We start from the raw sequence: 16,625 nt of genomic DNA on the forward strand, positions 1-16,625 counted from the left end.
GGCGGCAGTCTTGTGGGCGCAAGGAGCCTTCTGCGCGCAAGCCGGTCTTCTGCTCGTTTTGCTCGCCCGCGCACAACGAAAGCGAAACGGAGTCTGCCCATCCGGCTCTGCGGGGTTTACCTTGCGTTGACGACAGGGCTGTCGACGTACGCGTGTGGTGGGGACGCGGGTCGGCCGCCGCGACTGTCGGCGGACCGGCTGGATGCGGAGGAGCCCCACGATGCGGATCGGATGGCCGCGCCGCGTCTCGGCGCAGGTCCTGTTGGTGCAGTTGGCGATCACCGCGGGCGTCACGGCGCTCGCCACCGGGCTCTTCCTGGCGCCGCTCAGCCACCAGCTCGACGAAGAGGCGATGCACAGGGCGCTGGCCATCGCGGAGACGGTGGCCGTCGACCCCGAGGTGGCACGGGCCGTGGTCTCGTCCCGGCCGACGCCGGACGGTCCGGTGCAGGCGGAGGCGGAGCGCGTCCGGATCGCCACGAAGGCGCTCTACATCGTGGTGATGGACACCCACGGCACCCGGTGGTCGCACACCGACCCCGAGCGGATCGGCGAGCACGTCTCGACCGACCCCAAGCTGGCACTTGCCGGTGACGAGGTCATGCAGATCGACCGCGGCACGCTGGGGCGTAGCACCCGCGGCAAGGTGCCGCTGTACGACTCCTCGCACCGGATCGTGGGCGCGGTGTCGGTGGGTATCGCGTACGACGGCATCCTCAACCGGGCGATCGGCCTGGTGCCGGGTCTGCTGATGTACGCGGGCGCGGCGCTCGGCGTGGGCGTACTGGCGGCGGTGTGGGGTTCGCGGCGGTTGCAGCGGGCCACGCACGGGCTGGCCTTCGCCGACATATCGGCGCTGCTCGACGAGCGGGAGGCGATGCTGCACGGCGTCCGCGAGGGCGTCGTCGCACTGGACCGGCAGGGGCGGGTGCGGCTGGTCAACGACGAGGCGCAGCGGCTGCTCGGTCTCGACGGCGCCGGTGACGGCGCGGCCACCGGGCTGCTGCTGGACGAGTTGCTGCCGCCGGGCCGTACGACGGACGTGCTGGCGGGGCGGGTCGGCGGCGCGGATCTGCTGACGGTCAGCGGCGGCCGGGTGCTGGTCGCCAACCGGATGCCGACCGGTGACGGCGGAGCCGTGGTGACGCTGCGGGACCGTACGGAACTGGAACTGCTCGGCCGTGAACTGGACTCCACCCACGGACTGCTGGACGCGCTGCGCGCCCAGGACCACGAGCACGCCAACCGGCTGCACACCGTGCTGGGGCTGCTGGAACTGGGCCTGCACGAGGAGGCGGTGGGCTATGTCGCGGAGGTCGCCGACACCCATCGGGCGTCGGCCGAGGTGATCGCGGACCGGGTGCACGATCCGCTGGTGTCGGCGCTGCTGGTCGGCAAGGCCGCCATCGCGGCGGAGCGCGGGGTGTCGCTGCGGGTCGCGCAGAGCACGCTGCTGCCCGACCGGGTGGTGGACCCGCGCGATCTGGTGACGGTGCTGGGCAATCTCATCGACAACGCGCTGGACGCCGCCGCCGGGCACCGGGTGTCCCCGGCGATGTCCGCCGCGCCTTTCGTGGAGGTCGAGTTGCGCGCCGAGGACGACACGACCCTGCTGCTGCGGGTGTCGGACACGGGGCCTGGAGTGCCGCCGGAGGCGCGCGAACTGATCTTCACCGAGGGCTGGTCGACGAAGGAACGTCCGCCGCACCGGGGGCGTGGCCTGGGCCTCGCGCTGGTGCGCAGGCTCGCCGAGCGGTACGGGGGGCTGGCGCGGGTGACGGCGCGGGCGGGCGGTGGCGCGGTGTTCACGGTGGTGCTGCCCGAGGCGCTGGCCGAAGGAGTGCTGGCCGCAGGGGCACTGGCCGGAGGGGCACTGGCCGGAGGGGCACTGGCCGGAGGGGCACTGGCCGGAGGCGTGCTTTCGGCGGCTGGGGAGGCGGCGCGATGATCGACGTACTGGTGGTGGACGACGACTTCCGGGTGGCGGAGATCAACTCGGCCTATGTGGGCAAGGTGCCGGGCTTCCGGGTGGCCGGGCGGGCCCACACCGCGGCGCACGCGCTGGCGGTACTGGAGCGCACCCGGATCGACCTGGTGCTGCTCGACCACTACCTGCCGGACGAGACGGGTCTGACGCTGGTCCGCCGGATGCGGCAGCACGGGCACCACGCGGACGTGATCATGGTGACGGCGGCGCGTGATGTCGCCACCGTGCAGGCGGCGATGCGGCTCGGCGCGTTGCAGTACCTGGTGAAGCCGTTCAGCTTCGCGGGTCTGCGGGCCAAGCTGGACGGTTACGCGGCGCTGCGCCGCACCCTGGAGGGGGTGGGCGGGCGCGGCGAGGCCGGGCAGGAACAGGTCGACCGGATCTTCGGCGCCCTGCGTACGGCGGGCGCGTCCTCGGCCGAACTGCCCAAGGGCCACTCCGCGCCGACCGCCGACCTGATCCGCCGCGTCCTGCACGAGGCGGGCCGCCCGCTGTCCGCCCACGAGGTCGCCGAACGCGCCGGGCTCAGCCGCTCCACCGCCCAGCGCTACCTGAAGTACCTGGAGCAGGCGGGGCGGCTCAGCCTCACCCTCAAATACGGCGACACGGGCCGTCCCGAACACCGCTACGCCTGGGCCGCGACCGGATGAACCGCCGTTACGCGGCCCCGGCGCCGGTGAGCGAACGCACCTCCGTCTCCGCGTACTTCCCCGCGTCCGCCTCCTCCGGCGACAGCAGGGTGCCGAGCCAGCCCGCGAGGAAGCCGAGCGGGATGGAGATCAGGCCCGGGTTCTCCAGCGGGAAGAGGTGGAAGTCGACGCCGGGGAACAGCGCGTCGGGCCTGCCGGAGATGACGGGCGAGAACACCACCAGGAGCAGGGCCGGTACGAGGCCGCCGTAGATCGACCAGACCGCGCCGCGCGTGGTGAACCGGTGCCAGAACAGGGAGTAGAGCAGGGCGGGCAGATTCGCGGACGCGGCGACGGCGAAGGCGAGGCCGACCAGGAAGGCGATGTTCTGGTCCTGCGCGAAGAGGCTGAGCCCGATCGCGACCGCGCCGATCCCGACGGCCGCGAACCGTGCCACCCGTACCTCGTCCTCCTCCATCGCCCCTTCCTCCACCGCGTCGGCAGTGACCCGCGCGGCACCGGGGACCGCGGCCTCGCGCTTGGCGCGCCTGCTCTGCCGTGCCTGCGTCTCCGCGACGGGGCGGCGGCGCAGCGTGGCATAGAGGTCATGGGCCACGGAGGCCGACGACGCCAGGGTGATGCCCGCGACCACGGCCAGGATCGTCGCGAAGGCCACCGCGCCGACCACCGCGAACAGCACGGTGCCTCCTGTCGTCCCCTCCCCGCCGCCCAGGATCTCGGCGAGCAGCGGCACCGCGGTGTTGCCCGCGGCGTTGGACGAGCGGACGGTGTCGGTGCCGACGACCGCCGCCGCTCCGAAGCCGAGCACGATCGTCATCAGGTAGAAGGCGCCGATCAGCCCGATCGCCCAGACCACCGACCGCCGCGCGGAGCGTGCCGTGGGCACCGTGTAGAAGCGGGACAGGATGTGCGGCAGGCCCGCCGTCCCGAGCACCAGCGCCAGGCCGAGGCTGATGAAGTCCAGCTTCGACGCCCAACTCCCGCCGTACTTCAGCCCGGGAGCCAGGAAGGCGTTGCCGTGCCCGCTGCCCGCCGCGGCGGCGTGCAGCAGACTCCCCGGATTGCCGTGGAAGCGGACCAGGACCATCACGGTGAGCGTCACCGTGCCGCCGATCAGCAGCACCGTCTTGACGATCTGGATCCACGTCGTCGCCCGCATCCCGCCGAAGGACACGTAGAACACCATCAGCGCCCCGACCCCGACCACCGTCCAGGTGCGCGCCGCGCCGTGCCCGCCGAGCAGCAGCCCGACCAGGCTCCCGGCGCCGACCATCTGCGCCACCAGGTACAGGATCGACACCACCACGGACGACGTGCCCGCCGCGATCCGCACCGGCCGCTGTCTCATCCGTGCGGAGAGCACATCGGCGAGCGTGTACCGCCCGCAGTTGCGCACCAACTCGGCGACCAGCATGAGGACGACGAGCCACGCGACGAAGAACCCGACCGAGTACAGCAGGCCGTCGTACCCGAAGAGCGCGATGAGCCCGGAGATTCCGAGGAACGACGCCGCCGACATGTAGTCGCCCGCGATGGCCAGGCCGTTCTCCATCGGGGTGAACAGCCGTCCCCCGGCGAAGAACTCCACCGACGAGCTCCGCCGCCGTCCCGCCCACGCCGTGATCGCCAGCGTCACCGACACGAAGATCGTGAACAGGACGATCGCGAGGCCCTGATGCTCCCCGGCCGAATCCGCCAGATACCCGCCACTGAACCGACCGCTGTTCAACGCACCCGCTCCTGCCCGGTCCTGGTCGCCAGCGTCCAGCGCAGATCGAGCGCCGCACGGTCCCTGCGCAGCCGCGCGTGCCGGGCGTAGGCCCACGTCAGCAGGAACGTTGTGGCGAACTGCGCCAGCCCCGCCACCATCGCCACATTCACGTCACCCGCGACCTGATGTCCCATCAGGCCCGGCGCCGTGGTGGCCGCCACCACGTACAGCAGGTACCAGGCAAGGAAGCCCGCCACCACCGGGAAGGTGAAGCTCCGGTACCGGTCGCGCACCTCCTGGAACGCCGCGCTGCCCTGCACCTCCAGATACACCGCCGACCGGTCCACCGGCTGTCCGTCCTGGCCCGCCTGCGGTGTGCCCTCGGGCCGGGTCCGCCCCGGCGCGGGCTCGGGGGCCGTCTGATCCGGGACCCAGAGACCGGCGTCCGCCGCGTCCTGCCACGGGTCGTTCACCCGCAGCGCCCCGGGGTCGCCCCCGTCGTGCTTGTCCACCGAACACTCCTCGTTCCATCGGCCGATCGGCCGATGCGCCCAATCATGGACAGAGCGGGAAGATCCAGAACGAACAAGTAGAAACCTTCACCCCATCAGGTGATGCCGTGCCGGTAGGCATATCCGACCGCCTGTGCGCGGTCCCGCGCCCCGGTTTTGGCGAACAGGTTGTTGATGTGGGTCTTCACCGTCGCCATGCTCACGTGCAGCCGCGCGGTGATCTCGGCGTTGGACAGACCTTCGGCCACCAGGGCCAGCACTTGCGCCTCCCGGACCGTCAGCCCGTCCGGCAACTCCCCCCGTCCTTCTGCCCCGTGGCCCAACGCTCCCGCCCCGGCCGGTCCGCCCGGTCCGCTCCCCCGTCCCTCCGGCCGCCGCTCGGGGCCCGCCCCGGTCAGCGCGTCCAGCATCCGGCCCTGCACCGCGGGCGACAGGCCCGCCCGCCCGGCGGTCACCTCCGCGATGGCCCGCGCGATCTCCTCCCCTCCCGCGTCCTTGGTCAGATATCCCCGCGCCCCCGCCCGCAGCGCGGGGAAGAGCGAGCCGTCGTCCGCGAACGTCGTCAGCACCACCACCTGCGTCCCCGGATACCGCGACCGAATCCGCCGCGTGGCCTCCACCCCGTCGCAGCGCGGCATCCGCAGGTCCATCAGCACCACCTCCGGCCGGTGTTCCCCCACCAGCCGTACCGCCTCCTCCCCGTCCGCCGCCGCTCCCACCACCTCGATGTCGGGCAGCAGCCCCAGCAGCAGCACAATTCCCTCACGCACCACCGTCTGGTCGTCCGCGACCACCACCCGCGTCACGCGGGCACCCGCAAGCGCACCACGAAGCCCTCCTCGGCCGGTCCGGCGTCGAGCGCGCCGCCCAGCAGCTCCGCGCGCTCCCGCATCCCCAGAAGACCGTAGCCCGATCCGGATGCCCTCAAAGAGTTATCCACAGGCGTCCTGCCCCCGAAGTCCCGGAACTCCAACTCCACCTCCTCGCTCCGGTACTCCAGCCGCAGCGCGACCTTCGCCCCCGGCGCGTGCTTGCGCACATTCGTCATCGCCTCCTGTGCCACCCGCCGCACCGCCAACCCCGCCTCCGCGGGCAGATACCGCGCCGCCCCTTCCACCTCCAGATCAGCCCCCTCCGAGGCGACCAACTCCCGAAGGAAGTCCTCCACCGGTGCCATCTCCCCACGCAGCGCCGACAGCGCCTGCCGCGTCTCGGCCAGCCCCTCCCGCGCCATCTGCCGGGCCGCGATCACCCGCCCCAGCACCACGTCCCGCTCGACACCCCGCTCGATCAGCAGCCGCGTCGCCTCCAGGTGCACCGTCTGCGCCGACAGGCTGTGCGCCAGCACATCGTGGATCTCCCGCGCGATCCGGGCCCGCTCCGCCAGCGCCGCCGACTCGGCCTCCGCCGCCCGCGCCGCCCGCTCCTGGACCAGCAGCCGCTGCGTGTTCCCCCGCGCCTCGGCATCCAGCCGCACGACGTACCCGATCAGCCCCAGCCCCGCCACCGTCAGCGACGTGACCAGCCAGCCGCCGGAACCGCCGACCAGTGCGTAGGCGGCCAGCGCCGTACCGGTGAGGGGCGCCGCCGCGGCCAGCGGCAGCCGCTCCATCCCGAGCACCGCGCAGCCGCACCACAGCAGCGTCGCGGGCACATCGGCGCCCACCGCGTGCAGCCCGAAGGCGGCGCCCAGCATCAATGCGATCAGCGCGACGGACGGCGCCGTCCGGTGCTCAAGCGTGAACCGGAAGAACGCCCGCACCACGACGGCCGCCACCGCCAGCCCCAGCACGGACGCCGCGGTCAGCCATCCGTTGAGGTCCGTGCGGGCCAGGATCCCCCAGAGCGCGGCGGCGGCGAAGAGCAGCCGCACTCCCCGGCCGAACGCCCGCCGCGCGGACGACCGGTTCTCCCGGGAAAGCGCCTCCTTCGAAGGCCAGGACATCCAGCCGATCATGAGGCCGTACCGTACGACGGCGCCACGCTCTGGGCCCGCCAGGCGAGCACCCCGGTGCGTATCAGCAGCGTGGCCGCGAGAGCTATCAGGAACGAGCCGCTGTCCTGGTGAACCCCCATCGCCGCGCCCACCCCGTACAGCCCGATCCGCACCGCGACCCCCGCCGCCCAGACCGCGACGGTGACCTTCCCTCCCTGCGCCCAGACCGTCCCGTCCTTCTCGGTCCACAACCGCGTGGTCCACGCCCATGCCAACCCCATCACCACAGCGACCACCAACTCCACGGCCAGCAGCGCGACCGCCGTCTGCCGGTGCTCCGGGTCGATCAGCCCGTGCTGCCGCAGCGCCATGAACACCAGCACCGCCGGTATCAGCCACCACCGCCGGCCGCCCGTGACCTTCCTCGGCCGCAACTGGCGGGTGACCACCACACCGATGACCGCCACGATCACCAGCGCATCGATCAGACCGGACATGACGGACGCCTCCGTAAAGCGACTCCCACGAGGCCGGCGGGTTTGCCGACAACTCAGAATCTACGGAAACCTCCAGCTCAGCGGATCAAACCGGGGGTTGAACCTCCGACTCCACCCCCGGGTGGAGCCCCCTCCACCGACGCCCCCGCGCCCCAGGCGATCGGGCCGGTCCGGCACCGGTCCGAGCGCCCGCCCGGTGAGCGGATGCCCTGCGTACGCTCTTCCGGCGACCAGCGACCAGTTCGTCGGACAACGGGGAGGCCACCGTGTCGGATCTCGGCCAACTGGAAGTGGAGCGCCGGACACCGCGCGGTGGGGAGGCGGGAGCGTGAGCCATTCCGTACGCGCCGAGAGCGGTTTCACCAACGGGGTCGTGGGCGCGGACATCCCACGTGTTCGGCGACGGCGCCCCGGTCTACCCGCTCCAACACTGGCAGCCGCCGGTCCTGCCGGACGACGGCATTCTGCTGAACATGCCGAGCCCGATGCTCAACGCGCGTTTCCGCGTCGTGGAGTTCACCGGACGGCGCTGGCGCGACGGCGGCGGCCCGCTCGCCGTGCAGTGCCTGTGCGCGCCGGGCGGACGGGCCAAGACCCGTCTCGCCGACCGCTCGCGCAGGAGTCGCTGGCCGAGCGCTGGCAGGGTCGTCACCGCCCTCCTCCAGGACCCCACATCCCCTGACGCCCGGCCCGGCAGTAGATCAGACGTCGATCCTGGCCCGGTCAAGCGTCGAGGCCGAGTTGGTGATGAACCAATCCGGCAAGCTCCTGACCTGCGGCGGAGCAGTCCGCTCTCATGCTGACCAGGCATTTAGCGTCGGCTGGCGTTGGTCTCCGATGGCCTTTTTCGACTGCGCTGCGGACTGTTTGCGGACTGCTTTCCGCCAATCGACGCTTACGCCGACGCCTACCGCTGCGCCCTGCCGATCTTTCGCGCCCGCCCCATGATCTCCCCCAGGAGAAGAAGCCGCCGTCCTCTTCGTGCTTGAGCTACCGAGACACATCCTTGGACTTCTGCCCAGCGAGAACCAGGCAAGCGGCCTGGTCCGCCAAGTCGTCGTATCGGGCGTCCCGCTCCGCCTGCCGGGCCTCCCCTGCCTCTCTGCGTCCGTGACCGCTTTGAGGAGCCGGGGCACGCCACGACTGTGGAGTCGCGGGCGTTACAGGCGTCCCAACAGACGGTCTCCAGCGCGTAGTCCTCACGCGCCTGCCCGCGGGCGGCGGGCCTGCTTCGGGACAGCCGCCCGGCCGAGGCTGCGCCAATCGCGCCGCGCCCACCATGCCCTCCCCGCACCAGCAGGGATAGAGTAGTTCACCGCACCGTCAGGTCGGCAGCAGACGCTGGCTGACGTCGGCCGAGGTACAGCTCAACGAGAAGGACAAGCCCCAGTCCTCCGCAACCCTCTACACCGTGGGACCCTGCTGGAATCGGCAGGGGCCATGACGCGTCACACTCTCCACCCCTATGTCACGTAGGGGACGCCTTTGCCGTCCAGCAAAGCCCCTACCCGGGCAGTGTGTCTCCGGTGAACCGCGAAAATTAGGAGCTCCTGCGCGCGTGACCCTGCCACGTAGAGGACTCGTCGAGATTCAGTGTCATGGCCGCCCTCCCAGTCATCCAACACACTCCGCTCGGTTGCTGCGTCCACCCGGAGTCTGTCCGGCAGGACGAGGACGACTCCACGGAATTCCATCCCCTTGACACCATGGACTGTGGAGAAGCGCATTGACGGACCGGGCCTGGAGCTAGAGATGCTGGCCCAATCGCTCTCCGACGGTGCCTTGAATAGATTGCCAAGATTGCTAGTGGTGGGGGCGGTTGCACGAGGCCATTCGGCTGCCTTCAAGAAATCGCGTACGTCGGCGGCGAAGGCTTGCCGAGTCATGCCGTTCGCATTGAGTCCCAGGGCCATCCGTACTGCGAGGGTCTCCAGCCAGCGTGGATCGACGCCGATGTCCTCGCAGACGGCATCGAAGCTGTAATGCGGTGTGGCTCGACCCACGGTGAGTGCGGCGAGGATGGCCCGCTGGACCTGCTCGACGGCCCTCCTGCGAACCTTGGGCTCCGTTTGCGTTGATCGGAGTTTCAGCCCGGCGTTGGCGATGGCGAACACACGGTTGCTGCCAACGCTCGCCGGGCTCATGCCGACGGCTTTCATGCCGTGGGCCTCAGCGTGGGAGAGGAGTACGAGGTCCTGTGCTGACAGCTTGTACGACTCAGCGACGTCCAGTGCTAGGGGAACGATCTGGTCAAGATTCGAGAACTGCATCAAATGCACTGGAGTCTGAAGGATGGAGTTCTCGCCTCGAGCGGTCTCGATCAAGTGCCCGGATCTGAGGCCACTGTTGAATGCGCAGATGGCCGGGGTGCTCCGCCAGTTGTCTCCGAGCGTGATCTGACCGGGCAGGGTGGCGGCGAACTCAGTTACGGCGGCAGGAGTCGCGCTGCGGAAATCGTAGATCGACTGGTCGAGGTCGCCGACCATGACGACGTGGACCCCGCAATCTCGGAGGAACCGCAGGATCTGAAGCTCTTCCCGGCCGCAGTCTTGTGCTTCATCCACGATCACTTCAGCGAAGCGCGCTTTGAGTAGTGCTCCGAGCGCTGCCCGCTCTTTGCTGCTGTTGAGCCAGAACTCGGCCAGGAGGCGTGCGGCCTCGCAGGTGACCGTTCCGGCCCGGAGAAGCCGCCCGAAGATGTTGGAAGCGTAGTTTTCCGCGTCTTGCTTGCGCTGCGCCAGCATGCGGTGTGCCGTAGCGTCGCCGAAGTCTCTCGGAATGCGACTCAACCTCAGGTGCGCTCGACCATCTGGATCGAAGTCGAACCAATTCATCTCCAGGTTCTTCGTTCTCCCCATGTCGCTCAGGCGGAAGCTCGTACTGGCAATTTCTTGCCATGACTGCACGTAGTTGGGCTTCCGGCCGTACGCCTTGACGTACCACGGGGTGACAATGAATCGGTGGATGAAGGTGTCGAATGTGCCGACGAAGTGTGGCGTACGCAGGGCTTCTGACTGGTTCGTGTATCGGCGCCGGACCTCGTCCACTGCGGCGTTGGTGAAGGAGATCAGGGCGATTCCTCGACGGTTTTCCTCGGCGGTCCGCTTCTGGAAGCGGGCGACCATGGCCCGTGTCTTCCCGGCCCCGGGACAGGCAGCCGCAAACAAGCTCTCCTCGGCGTCGACGAGCGCTTGCTGGTCGTCGGTCAGGTCCATGCCGCTCAACCTTCGTCACCGGGCAGGTCGTGCAGGACGCCCTTGATGGCGTCGGCCAGGTACGGCGGTGCTTCGAAGGCCGCGCCGTTCTCGATGGCCAGGGCCACGTCGTGCGCGAACTCGCCCTTCCCGATGAACTTCTTGTGTTTACGGAGCTTCAGGTAGAAGCCCCACTCGCGGCTCCGCTCGTTGCCGACGATCTCCTGCCACTTCTTCTTGGAGCGCGGTCGCTGCTTCAGGAAGGCCGCCTGGAGTACCGGCTCGTTGACCTTGGGGCCGAGGAGGTCGGCTTCCAGGGTGTGCGGGGCTTCAGCGACGAAAAGGTGGTCCGCGGCCCCGATCGAGTGAGCGTGAGTTTTCAGCCGGTCTTTGCGGTTGTCCACCACGGTGTCGTCATCGTCGTCCGGCTCGTCATCCTCTCCGGAGGCGCTCCCAGCCGGGACCGGGGCCGAGGCCTCGCCGACGCTGCTTGGACCGTCCGCGGGCTGATCCCCCTCGGCCTGTTTGTCCTTCGGGATCTCCGGGTCGCCGTCCGTGATGACGGTCAACTTGTCCAGCAGGCGGCAGCCGTTGACGGTGGCGAGCAGCAGCGTGATGTATGGGGCGAAGTCGACGCTTCCCACAGTGATGATCGTGACTCCGTGGAAGTCGCGGCGCTGTCTGGCCTGGTCCTGGCCGCCGAAGACGCTGTGGCGGGCGATCACGGGGAGAAGGACTGCTTCGGCGATCCCTTCCACCAGGACGACGCGGCGCGCGAAGAGCAGACCGGCCCGGGTGGCGTCGAGGTACTGGTTGATCTTCCGGCGCTCATCCTCAGCGAGGGGGAGCCTGGCCAGAGGAAGGGCGCGGGTCTTGCGCCGTGATATCTCCTTCTCCCGCCCTTGGTCGTCTTGGATCGTCTCCTTGTGGACTTGCGTGCGCAGCGCCACGACGCTCTCGATGCCGACGCTGCTGGCGAGGTTCGGCGAGTGGGTACTGGCAATGACCTGGATGCGGCCGGCCGGGCCCTGGGTGTCGTCCTTGAGGGATGCTGCGGCTTGTTCGCGCAGGTAGTCGAGCAGGACCGCTTGGAGCTGGGGGTGGAGATGGGCCTCGGGCTCCTCAACGAGGAAGAGCGTCAGTTCCATGTGCTGTGCCCTGCGCAGTTCCAGGATGACCGTCGCGATGAAGAGCAGGTTGGCGTAGCCGAGGCCGGACTCGCTGAGGTCAGCCGGCGGGATGCCGGCCTCGGCCATCTTCACCCGCAGGCTCCGGGCGAGTCGGTGCAGCTCATACTCGGCGAAGGTGACCTCCACGGTCTGCCCTCGGACGGAGTCGGTCAGTTCGCCCAGATGACCCTGGATCTCTTTGGTCGTTGAGGTCAGGACGGGGTGGTCCTTGAGCTTGGTGAAGGACTCGTTGGCCTGTGTCCGGAAGGCTTCCTGTTCTTCTTCCTCGGTGAGGTAGCGGATGATCCGCAGCAGGCGGTTCCCGTCGGAGGAGTCCAGCTCACGCTGTGCGTCCCGCAGCGGCGCCAAGTAGACATGCGCGATCTGGTCGCGCTTGTCGGGTTCAGCGTCTGGGCCGTCCACTGGCCCTGCGGACACGCTCGGACGCATCTGTTGCCGGGCTTCATCGCGCGCGTACGTCGTGGTGTAGGAAGCCTCGTTGGTTTCCACGTCAAGAGCGGTGATGTAGTGGGCACGCTGCGCCGCGGTCAGGCCGTCGTACGTCGCACGGAACCGGGCTTCCGTTCCTTCCCGGCCGTGTGCGAGGTCGGACTCGTCGAACCAGCGTGTGGAACGGCGATTCAGGGGGGTGGTGGCCAGCCTGAGTGATTCGATGACGTTGGACTTTCCAGAATTGTTCTCACCAACGAGCAACGTGATGCCGGGGCAGAATTCAACCTCGACGTCGTAGCATGACCGGAAGTTCTTGATACCGATTTTCCGCAGGTACATGCCTGACGTCGGATTTTTCGTGTCCAACAACGCGCCCCCGCTACAGTCGTGAAGCCGCCCCAACCAAAAGCAGCCATCTGTGCCAACTACCGCACAATGCGGTGGAGGGTACTTTTGCACATGATCAACGCAGTTTTCAGACGAACCGACCGGTAACACGGAGTGGGTTCCGTCACGTTGTGTGTCTGCCTGGCCACCGTGTCCAGTGGGCGAATCCGGAATGGTGACCTGTGTCAGGCGGATCTGACGGTGCTCGGCCCGACGTAGTTGCCTCAGGGGCCACTGCCTCCGCCCAGCGGTCCGCGGCAGAATTCAGGGTCAAGGGCGCGGTGGAGGTGGTTCTTCGGAGCACGTGGGCGTCGCGGAGTAGGTGGGCGGAGGATGGCCGGGCGGCTCGTGCAGGAGCGCTTCGGCCGTCGGCCGTCGGCGCCGGCGGACGGAGCGTTTAATCCAGCCCGTGGGTCCAGCGGGCGGCGTGGTGCACGGCTGCGGCCAGACGGTGCAGTTCGTTGCTGTACGCGAATGCCTCCGGACTGCCGTGCGTGAGGAACACCGCCCCCAGTCCCAGGAGGTGGGCGCTGCCCAGGCAGGCGACATCCAACGCGAGCCCGAGCATCTCGGGAGTGGCTTCGCCCAGATGCACGGTCTCCTCGCGGAGGGTGACCAGGTGCAGGACGCCCATGGGGGTGCTGTGGGTGACCTGGCTCAGGAGGCTGTACGCCACGCTGAGCCAACCGGGCTCCGCGTAGGGCTCGCCCAGGACCAGCAGCATGTCTTCGATCGACGGGAAGCGCTCGCGGCCCTTCGCGATGTCGTCGGGTCCTTCGAAGACATTGCTCGGCAATGCCAAGAGCTTGCGCGCGACTGGGATAGGCACTCCGTTGCTCGTGAGCAGGGAGATCGTCTTCTTCTTGCGCGAGCGGAACTCGTCGAAGTAGCGCTTCGACCGTGCCATGAACTCGCTTTTGCTGGTCTCGGAGGTGAGCCAACGGAATCGGGCTGCCTCCTCCAGGAGCATCCGCGCCCCGAACATCGCGGCCACAGGCGCGTTGTCGACGTTCGTCATGACCGCTTGGAAGGTGGAGTGGCCTCCGCCGTACGCCAGCACGGAGGCGAGCTTGGGATCCTTCTTCGCATAGGGGCTCGTGTACCAGCTGTGCGCGTGCTTCTCGTACCGCTCGGCGGCGGCGAGGACGGGCGCCGCATCGTTGCAATCGGGCATCGAGTCCTCGGCGGGCAGCACTACCGAGCCGCGCATTATCGGCCGCCGAGCAGTGTTTGAGCGGATCTTCTGCCCCCCTCCGGCCGGAGCAGAGGCCGCGCTCAAACCGTGCAGCGCCGTGGCTGCGGCCGCGACCTCGCCGGTCAGCTCAAGCGCCTTCGCCAGGAAGGACTTCTGGTCGACCTCGGCCGGCCAGCCCTCCGGCGCTGCCACGCACACTCCGAGCAGGGTCACCGTCACGCCCACTGCAGCGGCATGCATGAACAGAGCCTCATGGTCCGGGCGAAGATCGTGACCGGGTACTCCGTCCTCGGCCAGACTGCTCTGCAGTCCGAGAAGGTTCCCGTGCCCAGCGTGTGCCAGAACCATGACCGCACCCCGCAGGCCCGCCAGGCCGAGCAACTGCCGTGCCGAGGCCAAGAGTTCCCGTACATCGCCTTCTTCGTCTGAAGTCGCCGATGCGGCCTCCTGGGGCCGGGACAAGAAGGTGTCCAGGAGTTCCTTCTCGTCAGGCATCGACGGTGCCTGCCACCACCGCGGCGAGGCACCCGTCAGATCGGTCACACCGAGCAGCGGAGCGAACCAGCGCGGCAGAATGGGGCACGTCACATCGTGCCGCTCCAGCCGGTCCAAGATCCCGTTGCGCTCCTCCACCATGCTGCCCAGCAGCGCTGTCCGTCTCTCGGCGGGGGCCTCGCCGATCCACTGCCATCGCAGGCCGTCGACGAATACGCTCCGCGCAAGAGCGCCCAGAACGGTGCCGCCGAAGCCGGCGCCGATGAGCGACTCGGCGCTCTCGTAGCAGAACCGGGCGAAGGGGAAGGCCGCCTCCGCCAAGAAGAGGTCTGCCTCCCGTCCGTAGTGCACCACGCACGGCAACTCGCGAAGGTGGAGTCGCAAAGCGCGGGTCGCGCTCCGCAACCTCAGTGTGGCCTCGCTCGACACCCGGCCGTCCGGTCGACTTCCGTCGCTGGTGTCGCGCTCGTCCACGTCGCTCCCTCAACTGTCCGCGCTCCGTAGCTTCCCTCACGGGCGGCGGTGCCCGCTGTGTCCGCATGAGCCTAGCTACCACCTTTTCGTCGGTCTATGGGATTCCGGGTGCGCTCCCGAACCCACTGCCGTCGCTCTGACGGGCCGCTGAAACGGTCGGCTCACACTGTCACTGTCGGCCTGTAGCGTCTGGCCCGGCAGACGATCAACACTGAAGGGGGCAGCCGAGAGTGGCGTCGGTGAGGGAATCAGTCAGAAACTACTGGTCTCAGCCCGACGACAGAGGGTCCGGCGACCCCCCAGGCGTCAGAGGCGGCCGTCACGACGAGGAGATCCTGACCGCTCTGGTTGACTCGCTTGCCGAGCGCGGCATCGAGCGGTCCTGGATTCAGGCCGGGCGCTCCGCAACGCTGCCGGGTGCCTACGGCCTGGGGCGCTCAGCGTGGGACCTGGCGGTGATCAAGGACGGAATTCCGCTCGGTGCAATCATCCTGAAATCCCTCGGCGGTTCCTCGTATCGCAATAATTACAACAATCGGCTCCAGGAACTGACGTCCATCGCGTTTGATGTTCGACGGCAATACCGCAGTCACGAGCTGAACCAGCTACAGCCATGCCTTGGACTCTTCTTCATTCTGCGCGAAGATGAGCGCATCAATATCCCGGCGCGCAAGCCGAATGATACCTACGCAAGGACCGGGGACGGCCTCTCATACAAGGAGAGATTGGGGGAAGCGTTCGAGCAATTTTGCGAAGATGGCCTGTACGACAAGGTCTGCTACGTGTCCTCCGGCGGGGAAAATAATACGTCGCTAGAAGAACCACGATCAGAGATGTCAATCGAGGAGTTCGTCAAGAACTTCGCCGGGAAAGTCGCATCCCTCGCTGAAACGCATGGAACGACCGGCATCACTGCGGTCACATTCGGTGAGATGCTGTCGCACCGAAGCGACATCCACGAAGTTCTGACCGGACTCACCTCCACGCCGACAGGGATGCTCGCCGCCGAGGCGGCCGTCATTCGCCGACGCCGAGCACTGCTGGCCGACCTACGCAAGCTCGCCCTCGCCGAAAATACCAACGAGACGCGCATGCAAAAGGCGCTGGAAGGACAGTACTGGATCTTTGGCGGTCAATATATCGGGGTTGCCGTCCGACGCGATCTCATGAACCTACACCAGCATGACATTCCGCTCGTGTACGCCGATCGGAGCCTGAATATCATCGAACTCAAGGGCCCCGAAGCCCCCCTCACGCGACGCCCACGAGATAACCACCTCATCCCGTCCGGTGCCGTTCACGAAGCAGTCGGGCAATGCATGAATTACCTCAGGACCCTCGACGAAATGGGGGCGGCGCTCGGAACACTGCATCAGAATGACCTGAACTTGAACTACGACTACCGGCGGGCTCGCGCAACGGTAGTCATCGGCTACCCAGGGCGCACCGCGCACGGGTTGGCAACGCGCGAACAAATTGACCAAACGATCCGTACTTACAACGCCCACCTCTCTCGGATCCAAGTCCTGACATACGCCGACCTGATCGACGCAGCCGAGCGCGCCCTGGCCTTCGAAGAAGACGGCAACCAGGGCGATGGATCCGCATAGCACGGAGCGAGCGTCCACTTCTTCATCATCACAGAGTCAGAGGCGCACCCTCCTGCTCAGCGGCTCGAATGAGGTCCTCAATCGAGCCGCTGGGCGGTGGACGGTGAGACCTGGAACCGCTCGGCAGCCCGCCGACTTGGCATCAAAGACGCCGAAGGTGTGTACGGCCAGACATCCGATCAGCCCAACCAAAAATGACTTATTGGTGATCGCATAACCATTGGGCAGGGTCACGATCGGAAGCAGCCACGACTTAGATAAGGACGAGGCTTGTGACATGCGAGTTGCCACTGCTTGCATGACGACAGATGTTGTCGGCAGTCCTCGGGTGGAACTTTACTAGGTGCGCTCGAGA

11 protein-coding genes are annotated in these 16,625 nt (G+C 68.1%); 3 read left to right on the top strand and 8 right to left on the bottom strand.

Annotation, left to right across the window (positions count from 1 at the left end; translation table 11 throughout):
* Positions 1-220: 220 nt before the first annotated feature.
* Together BGM09_RS36505 and BGM09_RS36510 are read left to right on the top strand one after the other, a co-directional pair.
* Positions 221-1,948: a sensor histidine kinase gene (locus BGM09_RS36505; protein ID WP_188286058.1), complete on the top strand. Its 1,728-nt coding sequence runs from the start codon at positions 221-223 to the stop codon at positions 1,946-1,948.
* On the top strand, positions 1,945-2,637 hold the full coding sequence (locus BGM09_RS36510; protein ID WP_188286059.1) for a response regulator: 693 nt from the start codon (positions 1,945-1,947) through the stop codon (positions 2,635-2,637). The genes BGM09_RS36505 and BGM09_RS36510 overlap by 4 nt, the downstream gene beginning before the upstream one ends.
* A 7-nt stretch (positions 2,638-2,644) precedes the next feature.
* Here BGM09_RS36510 and BGM09_RS36515 read toward each other — a convergent pair whose 3' ends face one another.
* From BGM09_RS36515 to BGM09_RS36550, 8 genes are all read right to left on the bottom strand, one after another.
* Positions 2,645-4,366: a cation acetate symporter gene (locus BGM09_RS36515; RefSeq protein WP_223188102.1), complete on the bottom strand. Its 1,722-nt coding sequence runs from the start codon at positions 4,364-4,366 to the stop codon at positions 2,645-2,647.
* Positions 4,363-4,860 (bottom strand): DUF485 domain-containing protein, encoded by a 498-nt coding sequence (locus BGM09_RS36520; protein WP_188286060.1) that lies wholly within the window; start codon positions 4,858-4,860, stop codon positions 4,363-4,365. Before BGM09_RS36520 ends, BGM09_RS36515 begins: the two co-directional genes overlap by 4 nt.
* A 95-nt stretch (positions 4,861-4,955) precedes the next feature.
* Positions 4,956-5,666, bottom strand: a complete 711-nt coding sequence (locus BGM09_RS36525) for a response regulator transcription factor (protein WP_317453032.1) — start codon at positions 5,664-5,666, stop codon at positions 4,956-4,958.
* Entirely contained in the window at positions 5,663-6,805 is a 1,143-nt protein-coding gene (locus BGM09_RS36530; RefSeq protein WP_223188103.1) for a sensor histidine kinase, read from the bottom strand. The genes BGM09_RS36525 and BGM09_RS36530 overlap by 4 nt, the downstream gene beginning before the upstream one ends.
* A gap of 8 nt (positions 6,806-6,813) precedes the next feature.
* Positions 6,814-7,293 (bottom strand): DUF1453 family protein, encoded by a 480-nt coding sequence (locus tag BGM09_RS36535; protein ID WP_188286062.1) that lies wholly within the window; start codon positions 7,291-7,293, stop codon positions 6,814-6,816.
* A gap of 1,463 nt (positions 7,294-8,756) precedes the next feature.
* Positions 8,757-10,508: a UvrD-helicase domain-containing protein gene (locus BGM09_RS36540; protein WP_188286063.1), complete on the bottom strand. Its 1,752-nt coding sequence runs from the start codon at positions 10,506-10,508 to the stop codon at positions 8,757-8,759.
* Positions 10,509-10,513: 5 nt separating this feature from the next.
* Positions 10,514-12,478, bottom strand: coding sequence for an ATP-dependent nuclease (locus BGM09_RS36545; RefSeq protein WP_223188104.1), 1,965 nt, complete (start codon positions 12,476-12,478; stop codon positions 10,514-10,516).
* A gap of 415 nt (positions 12,479-12,893) precedes the next feature.
* The gene (locus BGM09_RS36550; protein WP_188286065.1) at positions 12,894-14,660 is read right to left on the bottom strand and encodes a hypothetical protein; all 1,767 of its coding nucleotides are present in this window, start codon (positions 14,658-14,660) and stop codon (positions 12,894-12,896) included.
* 239 nt (positions 14,661-14,899) lie between these two features.
* On the opposite strand from BGM09_RS36550, the gene BGM09_RS39075 reads away from it, so the two are divergent.
* Positions 14,900-16,270 carry a Shedu anti-phage system protein SduA domain-containing protein gene (locus tag BGM09_RS39075; RefSeq protein WP_188286066.1) on the top strand — a complete coding sequence of 457 codons (1,371 nt, stop codon included), beginning with the start codon at positions 14,900-14,902 and terminating at the stop codon, positions 16,268-16,270.
* Positions 16,271-16,625: the final 355 nt, after the last annotated feature.

The organism is Streptomyces sp. CBMA29, from assembly GCF_014596445.1.
In the GTDB taxonomy this organism is placed as follows: domain Bacteria; phylum Actinomycetota; class Actinomycetes; order Streptomycetales; family Streptomycetaceae; genus Actinacidiphila.